The organism is Xenorhabdus szentirmaii DSM 16338, assembly GCF_002632585.1.
Taxonomy (GTDB): domain Bacteria; phylum Pseudomonadota; class Gammaproteobacteria; order Enterobacterales; family Enterobacteriaceae; genus Xenorhabdus; species Xenorhabdus szentirmaii.
The window spans coordinates 2,058,931-2,077,330 of sequence record NZ_NIBV01000002.1 but is presented as its reverse complement, the minus strand read 5'-3'; the positions used below and the strand labels follow the sequence as shown (position 1 = coordinate 2,077,330).

At 47.1% G+C, this 18,400-nt stretch carries 6 protein-coding genes; all 6 read left to right on the top strand.

What is annotated here, in order from left to right:
* The first annotated feature begins 1,643 nt into the window (after window positions 1-1,643).
* The 6 genes from Xsze_RS18325 (at window position 1,644) to Xsze_RS18300 (ending at window position 18,354) form a co-directional block, all read left to right on the top strand.
* Window positions 1,644-7,631 carry a type I polyketide synthase gene (locus Xsze_RS18325; RefSeq protein ID WP_084616193.1) on the top strand — a complete coding sequence of 1,996 codons (5,988 nt, stop codon included), beginning with the start codon at window positions 1,644-1,646 and terminating at the stop codon, window positions 7,629-7,631.
* A 222-nt stretch (window positions 7,632-7,853) separates the two neighbouring features.
* Window positions 7,854-12,323, top strand: a complete 4,470-nt coding sequence (locus Xsze_RS18320; protein WP_038236910.1) for a polyketide synthase family protein — start codon at window positions 7,854-7,856, stop codon at window positions 12,321-12,323.
* Window positions 12,320-15,400: a PfaD family polyunsaturated fatty acid/polyketide biosynthesis protein gene (locus Xsze_RS18315; protein WP_099139158.1), complete on the top strand. Its 3,081-nt coding sequence runs from the start codon at window positions 12,320-12,322 to the stop codon at window positions 15,398-15,400. The genes Xsze_RS18320 and Xsze_RS18315 overlap by 4 nt, the downstream gene beginning before the upstream one ends.
* A complete protein-coding gene (locus tag Xsze_RS18310) occupies window positions 15,397-16,164 on the top strand; it encodes an SDR family NAD(P)-dependent oxidoreductase (protein WP_038241754.1) in 768 nt (255 codons plus the stop codon). Before Xsze_RS18315 ends, Xsze_RS18310 begins: the two co-directional genes overlap by 4 nt.
* A 112-nt stretch (window positions 16,165-16,276) precedes the next feature.
* Window positions 16,277-17,506 (top strand): SDR family oxidoreductase, encoded by a 1,230-nt coding sequence (locus Xsze_RS18305; protein WP_038241749.1) that lies wholly within the window; start codon window positions 16,277-16,279, stop codon window positions 17,504-17,506.
* 65 nt (window positions 17,507-17,571) lie between these two features.
* Window positions 17,572-18,354 (top strand): amidohydrolase, encoded by a 783-nt coding sequence (locus Xsze_RS18300; protein WP_038241746.1) that lies wholly within the window; start codon window positions 17,572-17,574, stop codon window positions 18,352-18,354.
* Window positions 18,355-18,400 lie beyond the last annotated feature (46 nt).

Sequence of the window (18,400 nt, the reverse complement as noted above, 5' to 3'; positions counted from 1 at the left end):
CTTAAGTAACTTAATGAATATTTTTCATCTTTCAAGTTGCAATACAGTGGGCACTTGAAAGATGAAAAACGGGTATTGATACCATAACACACATCATTTCAGGCATTGAAGTAATCAACTGAATCACATTAACTGTGGTTTCTTTCATCCTCAGAATATCATCAGAATTGATATTATATGAATGAACAATGAAGACTAATTTTACTTACGTTATGACCAGATGAATATTTTGTATTATACATTAAAAATGTTTGGTATAAAAATATAGTGACTTACAGCCCCGCAGATTAATGGTAAATCCCTGCCTTTTGATATTCATTTAGGAAATTTAATAAAAAATAAATTTATTGCCTGAATGATCAACCCCTCAAAATTTTTTTATCATGAATAGAGAAGCGTGACTACTCATGAATAAAAAATATGTTTCACCAGGAAATAGTGTTGCAATAACGGATAATATTGCAATGAAATGAACGGTGACAACATGCTGTTAAGGAAATATTTTTATTTCATGTGTATTAAAAACATATCATCAATAATAATTATCCAAGTATTAATGTTGTTTCAGAGCTAAGCTCTTTTTTTATTATTATTTCAAATTATTATGCTATTGAAATGTAATTAATTTTACTTAAATTGTTGTTATATAAAGAAACTTTTTTTTAATGTTCTTTACAATCATTTTTTTCAAGAATTGAAAGGAGAATAAAATAGAGGTATACAAATATAACGTTAAGAGAAAGTGTTAAAGAATGCAGATGGATTTTTATTCGTAATAATTTTTATAACATTATAAGTAATAAATATATCCCGGAGATTTCAAATTTTAGCACAGCAGCAAGGTAAAAAAATTATGGTTTTATTATCGTTGTTTTTTTTGTTGGTTGTATTTTTAATAGTGATTATTCCACCTGTAATTAACTCGCTCTTTTCTGAATGCATTAATCTCCCCCCATTAAATAACGTAATGGAATTAATTAATTTTAAGGAGAGTTATAGGCAATTTTCTCTTATATGGGGATGGATTACTTTCTGCATCTCATTTTTATTTATTCCCTTGCCCGGTATCTGGTCAGAGTTGTTGAAGTTTCCATGTTATGTATATTCTTATTCAACCAAAAATGCCTAATAATCTTATGAGCATCACGCTATTTTGGTGTAATAGAATATAACCAGCAAAGAGATAATTTAAAATATATGGTATATGGCTCTTTATTGGTTATTTTTTATGCAAATAGGAAGTGAAAATTACGATATAAAAAATACCGGTAATATTCTTGTCAGAATATTTCGATAATCTGCTTTGTCTAAAACAAGATTTATTGATATAGGTCAAATTTCAGGTTTTGTTATGGCTAACAAATTTGTAACCTAAAGGTGAGGCATATATATCGAGATTGTTTTGACAAGCAGAGGAGGAATTGTTTTTTCTGGCTGAGGACGACAGCAAAAACACTCAATTCAACATGATTTATTCAATGAACATTTAAGATTAGGTGCGATAGCAAGAATACTCATTCCCAACTTTATGTTTATCGGTGTGAAGTCAGGAATACGTGAGCGTAGCTAACAAAACAGTCATCTTAAAAATAATGAATATATGTTGAACTCAAGGGTTGTTTTATTCAACGCACGAGGAATGTATGTCTGAGACATATTTTTTACATGATAGAAAAATTCGTGGGGATATTGCGATCGTTGGTATGGCGAGTCATTTTCCTGATGCGCCGAATCTCTATAAATTCTGGCAGAACATCATAAATAAAAAGGATTCATTGACCGATATCACAAATAAGTCAGAAGATGAATATTGGCGAAAAGCGGATTTTTACGATCCTAATCCAATGGCGGCTGATAAAACCTATAGTCATCGTGCTGGCTTTGTCCCGGAAATTGATTTTGATCCCGTGGAATTCAAAATTCCGCCGGCTATTATTGATTCAATAAGCACCGCACAGTTATTTGCGCTTCATGTTGCCAAACAGGCTATGCAGGACGCAGGGTTGATCGGCCGGGAAAATAACAAAGTTGATCGCAATCGTATTGGCGTTATTTTAGGTGGTGCGGGAAATGGCAATACTTCATTTTCATTGGCCGCACGTCAGCAAGCACCTTATTTGCGTCGCATAATGATTAAATCCGGTCTGTCAGAAAAAGTGGCCGATGATATTATTGAACGCTCCCATGGTTTATATCTTGAATGGAATGAAGACAGTTTTCCCGGCTTTTTGGGAAATGTCGCCTGTGGCCGGATTGCCAGTTATTTCGATCTGGGGGGCACATCTTATATGGTTGATGCTGCTTGTGCCAGTAGCCTTGCGGCCATTAAAGCCGCCATGGGTGAATTGTATTCCGGCAGCTGTGATGCGGTATTAACGGGTGGCATTAATTTAGAAAACTCCGTTTTTTCATTTCTGTGCTTCAGCAAAACCCCCGCGCTGTCAAAAAATCACCTGTGCCGTCCTTTTGATCAGAGCGCGGATGGCATGATGCTGGGTGACGGTGTAGGCATGTTAGTGCTGAAACGGCTTGAAGATGCAGAGTTGGACGGAGACAGAATCTATGCTGTCATCAAATCCCTCGAAGCTTCCAGCGATGGGCGGGCAAAAAGTATCTTCGCCCCTCGTCAGGAAGGGCAGATTAAGGCATTGAAACGGGCATATACCCGTGCGGGAATATTGCCCAATGACATCCAATTAGTGGAAGCTCACGGTACAGGTACAGCATCAGGTGATGATACAGAACTGAAAAGCCTGCATGCGGTATTTGGTGAACATCAGGTATCCCCTAAATCAGTTGCAATCGGCAGTATCAAGTCTCAGATTGGTCATACCCGCTGTGCTGCCGGTGCAGCATCTATGATGAAAGTGGCGCTGGCGTTGTACCATAAAGTTTTGCCTCCCACCATTAATGTAGATAAACCGACCCACTTATTGAAGGCAGAAAACAGCCCTTTTTATGTCAACAGTGAAACCAGGCCTTGGCTGCGCCCATTCAGCCTTGTTCCACGCCGTGCGGCATTGAGTGCATTTGGTTTCGGCGGGACTAACTTCCACGCCATTCTGGAAGAATATGAAAAGAATACACATGGCCGCTACAGACTGAATGAATCTCCGTGGATCATGTTGTTCAGGGGCAATAGTTCTGCGGAATTGCTGGCTGAATGTGAAAAGGCGCTTTCCTGTTTCAGGGAAGGGCGGTCAGATAACGCCATTCGCCGACATCTCGAACAACAAAATATGGATGATTTATTGCCCCGGCAGGCCAGATTGCTGTTTGTTTCTGAATCCGTCGAGCAGACTGTTGAACTGCTAACCCTTGCAATTCAACAATTGCAAAAAAATAGCTCATCGGGCTGGGAACACCCGCGTGGGATCTCTTTCCGGCCGCAAGGGAAAAACCTCAATGGAAAAATCGTTGCCTTATTTCCCGGCCAAGGCTCCCAGCATGTCAATATGGCGCGTGATGTCGCCAATGATTACCCTGAGATGCGTCAATCATTGGAAACATTGGATGATATCGCCATCAATGAATCAGGCCGTGAACTGTCAACCACCATCTATCCGGTTCCTCCGTTTTCACAGGAAGAATCTCAGGCACAGCAACAACAGCTGACGGATACCGCCAATGCCCAGCCTGCGTTGGGCGCTATCAGCGCCGGTTATTTCAATATCTTGCACAGCATGGGGTTCAAGCCTGATTTTGTCGCAGGGCATAGTTATGGTGAAGTGACGGCATTGTGGGCAGCGGGTGTGCTTTCTGAGAAAGATTTCTACAAAGTATCCCTTGCCAGAGGCTGGGCTGCGGCATCTGCCAGCATGCATCGTGGCATGGGGCAGGATTCTGGTGCCATGTTGGCGGCTTCCCTGACACAGGCACAGCGCACAGACATATTAAAACGTTATGCCGGTCTTGTGATAGCCAATGATAACTCGGATCAGCAAGTTGTCTTTGGCGGGGCAACCGCCCTTATCCACCAACTTAATGATGAGTTGAAAAAAACAGGCCTGAATTGCCGGATCTTACCTGTGTCTGCGGCGTTTCATACTGAATTTATCCAATCTGCTTATCAGCCTTACCGGGAACGTTTGGCGGATATCACGTTCAATCCGCCACAATGCAAACTGTTTTCCAGTGCAACAGCGGGGCTTTATGGCAGTGCGGCGCCGGATATCCGGGACTTGCTGGCAGAACAATTGATCAAACCCGTGAAATTTCGCCAAACCATTGAAGCCATCTACCAGCAGGGGGGAAGGCTGTTTGTCGAAGTCGGGCCGAAAGGCGTATTGGGCAAGCTCGTATCCGATATCCTGAAAGATAAAGAACATGTGGTGATTTCCGTCAATCCCACGGATAAAGGAGAAGAGCGCTTGCAATTTGCCCGTGCTCAGGCAAGGCTGCTGGCAGAAGGCATCAGTCTGCGGGACATCAACCGGCATGTCCGAATCCAACCGATAGAAGAAGACAAGAGTAAACGCCTGACATTCAAGCTGAGCGGCGGGTTCTTTTTTTCCCAGAAAAATCAGGCGCGACGTCAACATGCTTTGCGTGACGGAGATCATGCTGCTGTTGAGCAATTTATTGCGGAATCCATACCTGCACCCGAATCTGTAGCTGTACCTGAATCTGCATCAGTCACTGCTTCTCCATTAACACCATCAGAAGACAAGGTGCCGATGGAAGTTGAACCTGAACAAATGATTCCAGAATGTGTTATTCAACAGAACGTTACCCAACAAGACGTTACCCAACAAACTGTTATCCAACAGAACATGCTGACAATTATTCAAAGACGAGATGATCCCATGGAACAGAATAACCAACCGAGTGAAAACCGCCCAGAGGCGAACACATTAAATGGATTGTTGCAGGCTCAGCAAGTCATGAGCCAACTGCATCAACAATTCCAAGCCAATCAGACAGAATATATCCAACTGCTGAATACGCTGTTGGAGAAACAATATAGTTTGTTGGAAAGTTGCAAGGATCACTCGAACTTGCCGGCGATGCTTTCCAGCCTGAGCCAGAGTGTCCAATTATTGGACAGAAATCTTGAACTGTACCACATCAACCATGAGCGTTATTTTGTGACGCAACAAAATCTGTTTCAGTCAGGGCAGCCTGCCTCTGTGGTGGGATCAATGAATCGTCTGGCCCAGCCTGTTGTTGAATATTCCGCGCCAGCTAAAACAGAACAAAGGGTACAGGCAGAAGCACCCGCAACAATACAAACAGAAATACAGGCAGAAATACAGACAGAAATACAAACAGAAATAACCCCGCCTGTGATGGCAGCACCGGTTACGGTTGCTGAACCCGAACCTGCGCCGGTATTGAAAATTCAGCCGGTAGTCATACCGGAAATAAAGGAAAAGGTGGAAACAGCGCGTCCGGTTGTCCCTGAAATGCCGAAAGCAAATGAGGAAATCAGCGTGCAGGTGAAGGTGCTCAGCCCTAAGGTCGAGAAACAAATCAAACAACTGGAAAAGAACACAGAAGAAAACATCATCAGCCAATTGATTAATATTGTCAGTGACAGGACCGGTTATCCGCAGGATATGATCAGCACAGATATGGATCTGGAGGCGGATTTAGGCATTGACTCCATTAAACGGCTGGAAATTTTTGGTGCAATGTTGGATGTGCTCTCCGCAAATACTGGCATGGACAGCGAATCTTTCAGAAATAACGAATTGAAAGACTTTGAAGTGGATTCTCTGAGTACCATTGTCAAAATGAGCCAGTTCTTCAAACAGGTGATCGACGAAATAATCGGTACCTTACGCAATAAGGGGCATGAGCCGGAAGTCAATGCGGGCCGACAACCCACTGTCAGCCGAGAGCCTGAAAATGGCGGTTCGTCGGTAAAATTGCGCGCTTTGGGATTTGTGACCTCTACCGAGACACTTTCCGGGAATGACAGCGTAAAAAAGCCGTTAGCTGAATCGCAACGGATAGTCTCACTTGCGGTTCAGCCTGAACTGAATAATGCTGTGGCATTAAAAAATGAATTCAAAAATGAAAAAGAACTTTTTGCGGATTCTCCCGTTTCACGCTTTACCGTTGTGAAACAAACCCTGCCGATGCCGGATTGTTCATCGGGTGTATTTTCGTCCCCTAAACGCTGGCTGGTGGCTGATGAAGGAACAGCCACCGCGGAGAGTATCGTTAACGCCCTCAGGCAGCAGGGGCAACGCGTTGCGGTTCTGAGCCTGAGGCAAAATCCGGCCCTAATGGGAAATGAAACTGCGCTGAATGCTGTGCTGGCAGAGATTGAGCAACAATCTGGTGCGATTGACGGTGTCATCTATTTACAGGCTCCGAAACAAGCTGTTGATACATTGACCGATGTATTCAATGAGCAGGATTACCGCTCCGTTGAAACGACGTTCCTGTTGGCAAAACGCCTGCAAGGCAGCCTGAATGGTAATGGAACCTCATCTGGCTACTTCATGGTGGTCATGCGTGGTGATGGTGAACTCCTGACTTCCGGGCGTGAATACTTGCCGGTTGTTTCTGCGGGGGTCACCGGATTGGCCAAATCGCTGAACAGCGAATGGGGAAATACTTTCTGCCGAACGGTAGATATTGATTCCAGGATCAGCAACAGCGATGTTGCAAAGATAGTGATGGAGGAACTAAAGGACACCCGCACGGATTTGGCAGAAATAGGGCGCAGTGCCACGGGTGAACGCATGACACTGGCGTTGGCAGAAGAACCGGTATTGCCATTGGCTTCTTCTGCCCATTCGCTTAACCGGCAGGATGTTGTACTGGTGACCGGAGGGGCACGGGGTATTACTGCACACTGTGTCATTGCATTGGCGAAACAGAGTCAGGCGACGTTCATTCTGCTCGGGCGCACTGATATCACAGCGCCATTGCCGGCATGGTCCATAGGCAGGAATACACTGGATGAACGCAAAACTGCCGCCATTGAGCACCTGCAAGCCCAGGGCATTCAGCCGACACCGGTTAAGGTGAACAACATGCTGGGTCGCTTGTTCCACATTGATGAAATCAATGAGACATTGCAGGAAATCGAGCAATCAGGGGCGCGGGTGATGTACCTGCATTGTGACATCACCGATTCAGGTCAGGTAAAGAGTGCACTGGACAAGGCACAACGGCAGTTCGGGCAGATAACCGGCTTTATCCATGGCGCGGGAAATCTGGCGGACAAGCGTATTGAAAAGAAAACACTGGCAGACTTACATTCGGTCTTTAATGCCAAAGTCAAAGGGCTTGAAAATGTGTGCCGTGGCCTGGATTGCACCTCTTTGCGCCACATCATGCTGTTTTCATCGGTAGCCGGTTTCTTCGGCAATGCCGGGCAGACAGACTATTCGCTGGCAAACGAGACATTGAATAAATTTGCCTTCCTGCCTTTCAAGGACAAACAGGGGCAGGCAATGCGTTCCGTCATTCGTTCAATAAACTGGGGGCCGTGGGATGGTGGCATGGTCGGCGATGTGCTCAAACGGGCATATCAAGCCCAGAATATGGTGATTATTCCGCTGGAAGAAGGGACGCAACGTTTCGTGCATGAGTTTGGCGATCACCGTTCACGGCAAATTACGATTGGCGGAAAAACTTACGGGGCAGTCAAAACACTGTTGCCGGTAAAATAGCCAGTAATTCATTTTACTAAATAATAAATAAATTAAACCGTGAAATAAAAAATGAAATAAACAATGAGAAATGGCAGATATATCCAATGAAATTCAACATTCAGCCGGCAAGGCTGAATGTTGAAAGATGAGGGATATTAATAATAAAGGTAAGATTGCTAATGCACCTGATAAAAAATATTCAATCAGGAAAATGCCATCAAAATAAGGAGTCACTCCTTTATGGAACATATTGCAATTGTTGGTGTTGGGTGTTTATTTCCCGGCGCAGACTCCCCTGAAAAATATTGGGATAACCTGCTGAGGGAAAAGGATTGCTCCACGCCTTTGTCGGCACTGGAATTGGGGGTTGATCCGGCCTGCTATTATTCACCGGTTGCCGGTACACCTGACACCATTAATTATGTCAATAATGGTCATGTCCGTGATTTTCATTTTGACGGAAAAGGATATAACCTGCCGGAAGAAGAACTGAATACACTGGACAATCTGTTTAAATGGACAATTTATGCAGCTGCTCAGGCATTAAATGACAGTGGTTATCGGCAACATAAAAATATATTGGAAAAAACAGGGTTAATTCTGGGTAATATCGGAATGCCGACTCATTCAACCAAACATATAATGAGTCCTTTTTATCATAAAATATTACAACCTTATATTCAGAAATTAATTGGGCGGCCTGATTTTCAATTTGATCAATGCTGGCCACAGGCAAACCATTCTGACCAGAATTTAATGACCGGTGGTCACAACGCAACCATTGCGGCATTGGCACTGGGGTTGTCCGGTCCCCGTTATTGCCTGGATGCCGCCTGCGCATCAGCACTGTATGCCATTAAATCAGGGGTGGACTACCTGCTGAGTCACAAGGCAGACATGATGTTGGTGGGATCAGTCTGCCATGTAGACCATATCTATATTGATCATGGTTTTAATATGTTGCAGGTATTCCCTGACAAAGGTGATTCCATTCCTTTTGATAAAGCATCAAGGGGCGTGAAAGCCGGCGAGGGAGCGGGTGTTGTTGCCATCAAGCGTTACGCCGATGCCGTCCGTGACAACGATAAAATATATGGTGTGATTGAATCCATCGGATTGTCCAACGATGCCGGAACCAAACACTTGCTGGTCCCCGATCAGAAAGGCCAGAGCATTGCGCTGGAACGGGCATACCAGAATATTCCGCGTGACATTGATTATATTGAGTGTCATGCAACCGGCACAAATCTTGGGGATCAGGTCGAGCTATCGACCATCGAAACATTTTTTGGTGAGCCGGCCTCAGATGAACAGGTGTCAGCTTCAAAGGGAAAAATCCCGTTAATCGGTGCGAATAAAGCCATCAATGGGCATATGCTCACAGCATCAGGCATGGGCAGTTTGCTGAAAGTCTTGCTGGCAATGAAACATAGCCTGATCCCCGGAACGCCGCGGGTCAACCAATTGGTTTCTACCCCCAAGGGTCAGCTGAATATCGAAAATATCGTGCGGGAAGCCAGGCCTTGGCCGGCCAGTCACCGGGCCAAACGTGCCGGCATCAGCGCTTTTGGATTTGGTGGTGTCAATGGGCATATGGTCATCAGTGAAGATACTCCCGCGCTGAGGGCCGCATGTGCACAGATTAGGCCGGATAGCCCGCAGAAAGCAGATCCACTGGTCATTGTGGGCATTGGTGTACACATGGCGAAAACGGAAGACAGCAAGACACTGGATCAAACATTGCAGCAGGGAACGCAACATTTCTATCCGCTACCGAAAACCCGCTGGATTGGCATCGAAAAACGGCCGGACGTTTTAGCGATGCGTGGGGTCAGCCACCCTTCTTTAGGTTCTTATATAGAATCGTTTGAATTTGACTGCAAAAAATTCAAATTGCCGCCTAATGTCGTTAGCACGCATTTAAGTTTCCCTCTATTTTTGTTGCCGATCGCAGAGCAAGCTTTTCTCAATGCGGGTTATTCGCTGGATGGCAAAAAACGCAACATCGCTGTGATTGTGACGGGGGGCATTGACTACAGTTCACTGCGTTATCAGGCACGCAATGAAATTAGCTGGCAACTCAGACAAAGCTTGCTCAGTCATGGCATTCATTTGTCCGAAGAAGATGTCGTTGCCTTGCAGGAAATTGTCAAAGACAGCCTGTTCCCCAAACCTTATTTAGAAGGCATTACAGGCGGCATAGGCAATATCGTCGCAAGCCGCGTGGCAGCACATTTGAAGTTGAATGGCCCGGCGTTCACGCTCTATGGGGAAGAAAGCTCCCCGTTTAAGGCGCTGGAGCTGGCTCAGTTTATGCTGGCCAGACAACAGGTGGATGCAGTGATGATTGCCAGCAGAAGTTTTGGCGGCAGTCTGGAAAATGTGTTGTGGGATCATCAATCCTATCAATGTAACCAGATAGTTGGTGATGGGGGTGGGGCGATTGTCCTCAAGCGTGAACAGGATGCCATCCGTGATGATACGCCAATTTATGCAGTACTGGATGGGATGGGCATTGGTTACATGCCGGACAACACCCTTGATTGCAGGCAAGCTAAAACAGCAGCTATTGAAAAAACCATCGTTTCTGCCGCTAAGGCCGGTTTGGCGGCAGCGCAGTGCTCTGCGGATCAGATTGGCTACATTGAGTTATATGCGGGTGGAAAACCAGGAGAAATAGCCGCTGAATTGGCTGCATTGAGCCGGGTGTATGGTTCTTCTGGTGGGAAACCGACAGCGGCCATTGGTACGCTGAAAGCCAATTACGGGCACCTGTTTGCCACTGCTGGCCTGCTCAGCATTATCAAATCCGCATTGCAGCTGTCACAACGGTATTTACCGGCCTTGCCAGACTATCCACAACGTCAGGAGCTGGCGCATCATGCCGGGGATAAATTCCACTTGCCGGCCCGTACTGAAGCCTGGCCTGTACCGGCAAAAGCCCCGCGTCGTGCAGTAGTCAGCCATCTGAGTATTGATCGTTCTTACAATCATGTGATTTTAAGTGAGCCACAGCAGGGGAAACGTGCACGGCCGACAGATCGTCAGGAAAGCAGTCAATCGGGTTTGAATGTCAGGGTATATACCGCAAGAGAAAAAACGGTGGAAGAGTTCATTCTCAATGAACAAACATTGGCACGTTTTGCCCCATTATCTGAGGCCGGCCCTTATCAGGCAGCGGCAGCCGCTCCAGTCAATTCAGCCAATACGCCACCCTCAATGGAAATCAGTCAATTCATACGCAATGCCACTACCCAACTGCATTATCTGCAACTGGAACAGACGTACTATCAGTTGATAAACCAGCATCTGGCAGACGTGCATCCGGTAAACGTGCATCCGATAGAAGTACATCCGGTAAAAGTGCATCCGGCAAATATGCCGGTTGTGCCGGAAAAAAATGCGGCAGCATCCCCCGTGATTTTTGACGAACAGCAATTGCTGGAACTGACGGACGGCAGTGTGGCGAAAGTGCTGGGGGCCGAATATGCCGAAGTGGACAGCTATCCGATCCGTACCCGTATGCCATCGCTTCCGTTCATGTTTGTTTCCCGCATTACGGCGCTTTCTGCCACTAAAGACAAACTGGAACCCTGCCATATCGAATGGGAATACGATATTCCTGAGGATGCATGGTATGCCGTGAATGGTTACATCCCTTCATTCGTTGCGCTGGAATCCTCCCATGCAATGATTGTGGCATTTACGGTCATCGGTTGTGACATGCTGTTCAAGGGGCAACTTTGCTATCGTGCAGTGGATTGCAGCACCACAATGTACAGTGAAATGCCCAGGACCGGGGAAATCTTGCGTGGCCAGGTCAATATCACCTCCATCAGGCGGGTGGGAGGCTTGGTATTGGCAACCTATGAATACCTTTGTTATGTGGGGGAGCGTTTGGTATTTCGGTTGACCGCCACATCGGGGTTCTTTAGCCGCAAGGGCATTGAAAAGGCCGGTAATTTTGACACCAGCCCCTATTTTGCTAAAGCCAGGGCGCTGTTATCACACAATGGGCCATCCCATCATGATTTGATGCGCAATACAAATGCATTGATGAATAACGTGATTTTACCCTGCGAACGAACCACATTCACGGAACAGGACATCACCCGTGCCATGAATGGTGATTTGGCGGCGTGTTTCGGTTCACATTATGGCCGTATCAGTGGAAAACACCTTTGCACGCCGGATACCCGTATGTTGAGCCGTATCCTGAGCATTGATACGGCAGGAGGCGCATTGGGCCTGGGGCAAGCTGTAGGGGAGCTGGATATTGACCCGGACCACTGGGCATTCAAGGCGCACTTCAAAAATGACCCCGTGATGCCGGGAACATTGTTGGTTGAAGGGGCAGAACAGCTGATGAAATTCTATCTGTTTTACCTTGGGCTGCATTCCCGGCCTGATTGGGAAGCACAGACACTGACCAACCACACAACCAGTGCCAAATTCCGGGGCGCAGTGAATTGCGAACGGGATGTGTTGCAATTCCGGCTGACCTGCAAATCCATCAATGCCACGTATTCAGACGACAGGCATACCAGTGGCAAACTCGCGTCTGTCACGTTGCTTTTCATTACGGAAACCCTCTACCGCGGCAATGTGATTGGCATCAGTGACAATTTGGGCATGAGATACATTCGCCGCCAGCGCCAGCAGAATAAAGGTGATGATGTGGCAGAGCAGAAACAGGAAGCTTCAATATGAACCAGCGCCTATCTGTGAATTCCTCAGCTCATCAATCAAAAGCATACCTGCTGACGGAAAATCTTTCTTACTTGCAGGCATTGGATACTGAACTCAAAGTCGTGAAAGCAGGAAGAACGGTATCACTCCAATTATCTGATAAGTCCATGGCAGAACCGGTTTCCGTACTGGGCAGTTTACCGGCAATAACGGCAGCCAGTTTGGGGGATGCGGGGTTCATGGCGGATTATGGTGTGAACTACGCCTATTACGCCGGCGCCATGGCCAATGGTATCCATTCGGAAGAAATGGTCATTGCGCTGGGAAAACAGCGCATTCTGGGTATTTTTGGTTCCGGTGGCTTGCGCACTGAACGGATCGCCGGGGCGATTGCACGTATCCGGCAGGCCTTGCCCGGGGGGCCATTCGGGATCAATTTGCTGCATAACCCTGCCCATCCTGAATGGGAAATGGCCTGTGTACGCTTGTGCATGGAAAATCAGGTGCGGGTCATTGAAGCCTCTGCTTACATCAACCTCAGTCCGGCGCTGGTTTATTACCGTGTCAGTGGTCTGGAGCAGCATCCAGATAGCACGATCCTGAGACACAACCGTCTGATAGCGAAAGTTTCCCGTCGTGAAGTTGCACAACACTTTTTGCGCCCAGCCCCTGAAAACATGCTGCAAAAACTGCTGGCCGAAAGGCTTATCACTGCGGAACAAGCCAATCTGGCCCGTCAGGTACCCATGGCGGATGACATCACCGTAGAAGGGGATTCAGGCGGGCATACCGATCAGGGAGTACTCGCCTGTATTTTCCGTTCAGTTGTACAGTTGCGGGATGAAATCGCAGGGGAAGCGGATTATCCCTGTCACATCCGGGTTGGGGCAGCCGGCGGTTTGGGCACGCCCCACGCAATTCTGTCCGCTTTTGCGTTGGGGGCGGCTTATGTTGTCACCGGCTCGGTCAATCAGTGTTGCGTGGAAGCAGGGACATCCAATGTAGTGAAAAAAATGCTGGGGCAGGCACAAATCAGTGATGTCACAACGGCCCCCTCAGCGGATATGTTCGAGCTGGGCGCTAAAGTACAGGTTTTGAAACAAGGCAGCATGTATGCCGTGCGCGCCCAGAAACTGTACAACCTGTATAAACAGCATGACAGTCTGGATGCCTTGTCCGGGCAGGACATTGCTTTGTTGGAAAAACAGATATTTCACAAATCACTGGCAGAGATTTGGCAGGAAACCATCGACTATTTTCATGCCATGAATCAGCCGGAGATAATCACTAAAGCAGAAACACAACCCAAGAAAAAAATGGCCCTGATATTCCAATGGTATCTCGGCCAATCGTCCCGCTGGGCCATTGCCGGCGATCCGGCACGCAACACGGATTACCAAATCTGGTGCGGCGCGGCAATGGGGGCCATGAACGAATGGCTGAAAGGCACTCCCCTTGAGGCGGTGGAAAATCGACATGTCAGTGATATCGCCCACCTGCTGATGAATGGAGCGACTTATCTTACCCGCCTTTCCCTGCTCGAATTACTCAACGTGGCTATACCTGACCAAGCTAAACGACATGTACCGTTCAGCTTTCAATTAAACAATTCTCAATCAAACAGTTCTCAATCAAACAGTTCTCAATCAAACAATTCTCAATCAAACAGTTCCCAATTAAATAACGATGAATTAAGCGAAATGTCAGCTCAAAAATCACAGGTGAGGAGTAAAGAAGCTATGGATTTTTCAACAAAATTATGTCTGGACAATTCAAAAGATTTTTACAAGAAGTGCTGGAATGTGATGCCCGGCGGCACGCACTATAACTTTGGTGATCCTGAGCGTCCGCTGGTGATCCCTTTCAATCGCGGGCTGAACTCCCGCGTGTGGGATTTGGATGGCAATGAACATCTGGATTTGTTCTGTAAATTTGGCGCATTGCTGGTCGGACATCACAATGAAGAATACAACAACTCCCTGATCGACTACATGAGTAAAGTCACTTCGGTCGATACCTGTGATTTGGAGGTCGGTGTTTGTGAAACAATGCTCAAACACATTCCTTGTGCTGAAATGGTGCGTTTTTGCCTGAGCGGGACAGAAGCCATTCAAAATGCTCTGCGCCTCGCCCGCGCCTTTACCGGAAAAAATCGCTTTATCCGTTTCCATGGCCATTACCATGGCAATGCGGACAATATTATGGGATGGCGCAAAAAGCAGGATTTAACTTACCCCGTGCCGGAACAGTTCAAAGGGGACTTGCTGGACACACTGGGACGCGATCCCAACGTCCTTGTGGATCAATCGTTCATATTGCCGTGGAATGACATCGATATCCTGACCTCCACGATTGAGCGTTATCAAAATGAGATTGCTGCCGTCCTGATGGAGCCGCTTTGCATCAACGGAGGCGGGATTTTCCCCGTCGACGGTTATCTGGAGCAAGCCAAGGCGCTGTGTGAAAAATACAATGTTGTACTGATTTTTGATGAAGTGATTACCGGTGTTCGTCTGGGGCTGGGTGGGGCACAAAAACTCCTGGGGGTGACGCCGCATCTGGCCACTTTCGGAAAGGCATTGGGCGGCGGTTCCCTGCCCATTTCTGCCATTGCCGGCCGCCGTGACATCATGGATCTGTATACCCGCGGAAAAGTCATCCATGCCGGAACATTCAACGGTTACCCTTTGGGGCTGGCCGCCATTCAAACCACCTTCAACATGATTGAGAAAGATCCCGGCTGCTATGATCGCATGGGCGACATTATGCGCCAGATCTCCAACGTATTTGTCAAGGCGGCAGAAGCGGTTGACCTGCCGCTGGTAATACAGGGAATGCCGACCGCACTGGTTTATCACTCACAAAGCACACCGGTGACCTCTTCCGAAGGCTACAGCGATAAAGTCAAATTCTGCGACATCATCATCCGTGAAATTTCCAAGCGCTACGGCATCCAGTTCTCACCATTGTCCCGCATATATTCCAACCTGCTGATGTCACAGGATGATGTGCGTTTCTTCGAAGAGCGGATCTTTGATGCCATGGAAAATGCCCGCAAAGTGATTGATATCACCCTTAAAGGAGAATTCACCAAATGAGTCAGCAAATTGCGGTTGTCACCGGCGCAGCCGGGGGATTTGGTACTGCAATTACCAGGGTGTTGCTGGATATGGGCTATCTGGTGGCGGCAACGGATGTCAGCATGCAAAAACTGGCGCTCCTTCGGGAGCGCCTCGGATGCCCAGAATCCCTCGCTATCGTTGAGATGGATGTGACAGATGCAACCTCCGTCCAGCAGGCAGAGCAACAGATTACTGAAACTCTGGGTAAAAACATCGCTGTGCTGGTGAACAATGCCGGCATTATCCACTGTGCTTTCTGTTTGTCCGGCAAGGGGCTGGATGATGCTGCCAAAGTGATTGATGTCAATTTGGTCGGCTCATTCAATTGTACCTCAGTTTTTGTTCGCCATATGGCAAAGCAAAAATACGGTCGCATCATCAACATTGCCTCAATTGCGGGAATTTGGGGATCAGCAGGGGGTGCAGCTTACGGGGCGTCAAAAGCGGGGCTTATTTCCGCCACGGAATCCTGGGGGCGCGAATTGGGACCACTAAACATCAGCGTGACAGCCATTGCACCGGGTGTTTGCAAAACCGACATGTTGGATCAGTTTGTCAGTAACAATTTGTTGGAATCCTCCATGGGCGATAAATACGCGCGCTCCATTGTTCCGGTCGGGCGTTGGGGAACCGCAGAGGATGTGGCCGAAGTCGTCGGGTTTTTGGCGGGTTGCAAAACCAATTATCTCAATACGGCGGTGATCACGCTGGACGGAGGAATGCGTGTCGGCACGATATAGAAACACCACCGAATAAATGCGGTCAGGTCGGTAAAAAATTGAGGATAACGGGAATGGTGGAAATACCAGACGGGTCCTCGCTTGATTTAATACCTAAGCATAGGGGATAGGCATGCTCAACCAGACTCAAAAAGAGATCAAAAATATATTTATTACGGGAGCGACAGGCGTCATGGGCGGGCGGGTTTTATTTGAAAGTCTGATGACCACTGATGCCGATATCTATTGCCTGATAAGAGCAGAAAATGCCAGACAGGCACAGGGACGTTTGGAAGATTTTTTATTCACCTACGATAAGGAACAGCAATGCCGGAACATAACCCACCGCATTGTTCCTGTCTTGGGTGATATTACAGAGAAGAACTTTGGGCTGACGCAAGAACTATACTCAGAACTGTCCGGCAAAATAAACCGGGTTATCCATTGTGCCGCATGGACTAATCTGGTGGCCTCTTATGGCAGGCTCGCGCCCGTCAATGTGCGGGGAACACATCATGTCATTGATTTCTGCTTGCGGGGCGATATACCGATGCTTTATACCTCCAGCTTCAGCATGGTGGGGGAACACCTGTACAAAGATTTTGTCATGCATGAAACGGATCTGGATATCGGTCAGCGATTCGAAGACATGGAATATGAACGTACCAAATTTGAATCGGAACAAGCCGTGCATGCAGCCGGTAAAAAGGGCCTCAGGTGGGTCATTGTGCGCCCGGGCAATATTTGGGGAGACAGCACTGACGGCAGCTATCCACTGAAGATCACGAAAGTTAAGGGTATCTATTATGAAATGATCCGGGCCTTGGTGGAAACCGGCCTGACGTTCAGTTCAGAGGAAGATTTTGACATTACTCCCGTCGATTTTGTTGCCAAAGCATCACTGCACGCCATCTTGAATATCGAGAAATTCCACGGCAAAACCCTTCATTTGTTGAACCCGAAGCCCATCACTTTCAACGAAATCGTGACGAGCCTGCGTGAATTCGGTTATCGCATCGAAACCATTGACAACGATATTTACATGGAGTCCCTGGCACTGAATTGTCTCTACCTCAATGGGCAATCTTACCGTTCAGTCTTCACTGATTTGCTGGCTTTGGTTCACAACGGCATGGAACTCACTGAAAAAGCCAAATATGCCACCGAAACGACCGCTGAGTTACTCCGGGAAAGTGGCCTGCAATGTCCCCCTTCGGATAAAAAACTCCTCTTTTGCTATTTCAATTACTTGATTGAATGCGGTTTTATTCCGCCGCCACAACAGCAGGGAGAAAAAGCAGAAATCAAGCTCCTGTCTGCCATGGGCGGGTTTCTGGAGCAGTTATTTGACGCAGACCTGTAATCGGCCTGATGTGCCGTCATACCGCGTATTTTGATAAATAAAAATGTATTGAAACGGAGTTTACAATGACGAAACAAGATCTCAGGGTCACCCTCGTTCAGACCGATTTGGTTTGGGAGGATGCGGTTAAAAATTGTCAGCATATCGAACAGCATCTTGAGCACGTCTCCGACAGTGATCTGATTATCCTGCCGGAGATGTTTACCACGGGCTTCAGCATGAAGCCGAAAACCATTGCTGAAACAATGAATGGCCCCAGTATCCGGTGGATGAAAGATCTGGCAGCCAAAAAGGGCAGCACGGTTGTCGGCAGCATGATTATTACGGAAAACCAGCAGTTCTATAATCGCTTGCTGTGGTGCAATGCGGATGGCGTTATCGCGCATTATGATAAAAAACACCTCTTCTCTTACGCCAATGAACATCATGAATACACGGCCGGAAATACACCGCTGATTGTTGATTTCAAAGGATGGAAAATCGCGGCATTCATTTGTTATGACCTGCGCTTCCCGCTCTGGTCACGCAATTTAAATGGCCGCTACGATGCGGCAATCTACATTGCCAGCTGGCCGTCCAAACGTTCACTTCACTGGTACTCGCTGCTACAGGCCCGCGCAATTGAAAACCAAAGTTATGTCATCGGGGTTAACCGTGTGGGGCAGGATGGCAATCAGCATGATTATGACGGGCATTCCATGTTGATTGACCCATTGGGGGAAATATTGCTGCACGAGAAAGATCATGAGGTGGTGAAAACCATGCAGATATCACTTTCTCATGTTCAGGATACCAGAGCACGTTTCCCGTTCCTGAAAGATGCAGATCCTTTTGTCTTAACTGAATGATTTATTGCGTATTGGTAATAAATTCTTATTGAAGGAATGATGGCTA

What these genes read in the sequence shown, in the direction of transcription:
- Xsze_RS18325 (WP_084616193.1), top strand. Translation starts at nt 1,644, where the DNA reads ATGTCTGAGACATATTTTTTACATGATAGAAAAATTCGTGGGGATATT.
- Xsze_RS18320 (WP_038236910.1), top strand. Translation starts at nt 7,854, where the DNA reads ATGGAACATATTGCAATTGTTGGTGTTGGGTGTTTATTTCCCGGCGCA.
- Xsze_RS18315 (WP_099139158.1), top strand. Translation starts at nt 12,320, where the DNA reads ATGAACCAGCGCCTATCTGTGAATTCCTCAGCTCATCAATCAAAAGCA.
- Xsze_RS18310 (WP_038241754.1), top strand. Translation starts at nt 15,397, where the DNA reads ATGAGTCAGCAAATTGCGGTTGTCACCGGCGCAGCCGGGGGATTTGGT.
- Xsze_RS18305 (WP_038241749.1), top strand. Translation starts at nt 16,277, where the DNA reads ATGCTCAACCAGACTCAAAAAGAGATCAAAAATATATTTATTACGGGA.
- Xsze_RS18300 (WP_038241746.1), top strand. Translation starts at nt 17,572, where the DNA reads ATGACGAAACAAGATCTCAGGGTCACCCTCGTTCAGACCGATTTGGTT.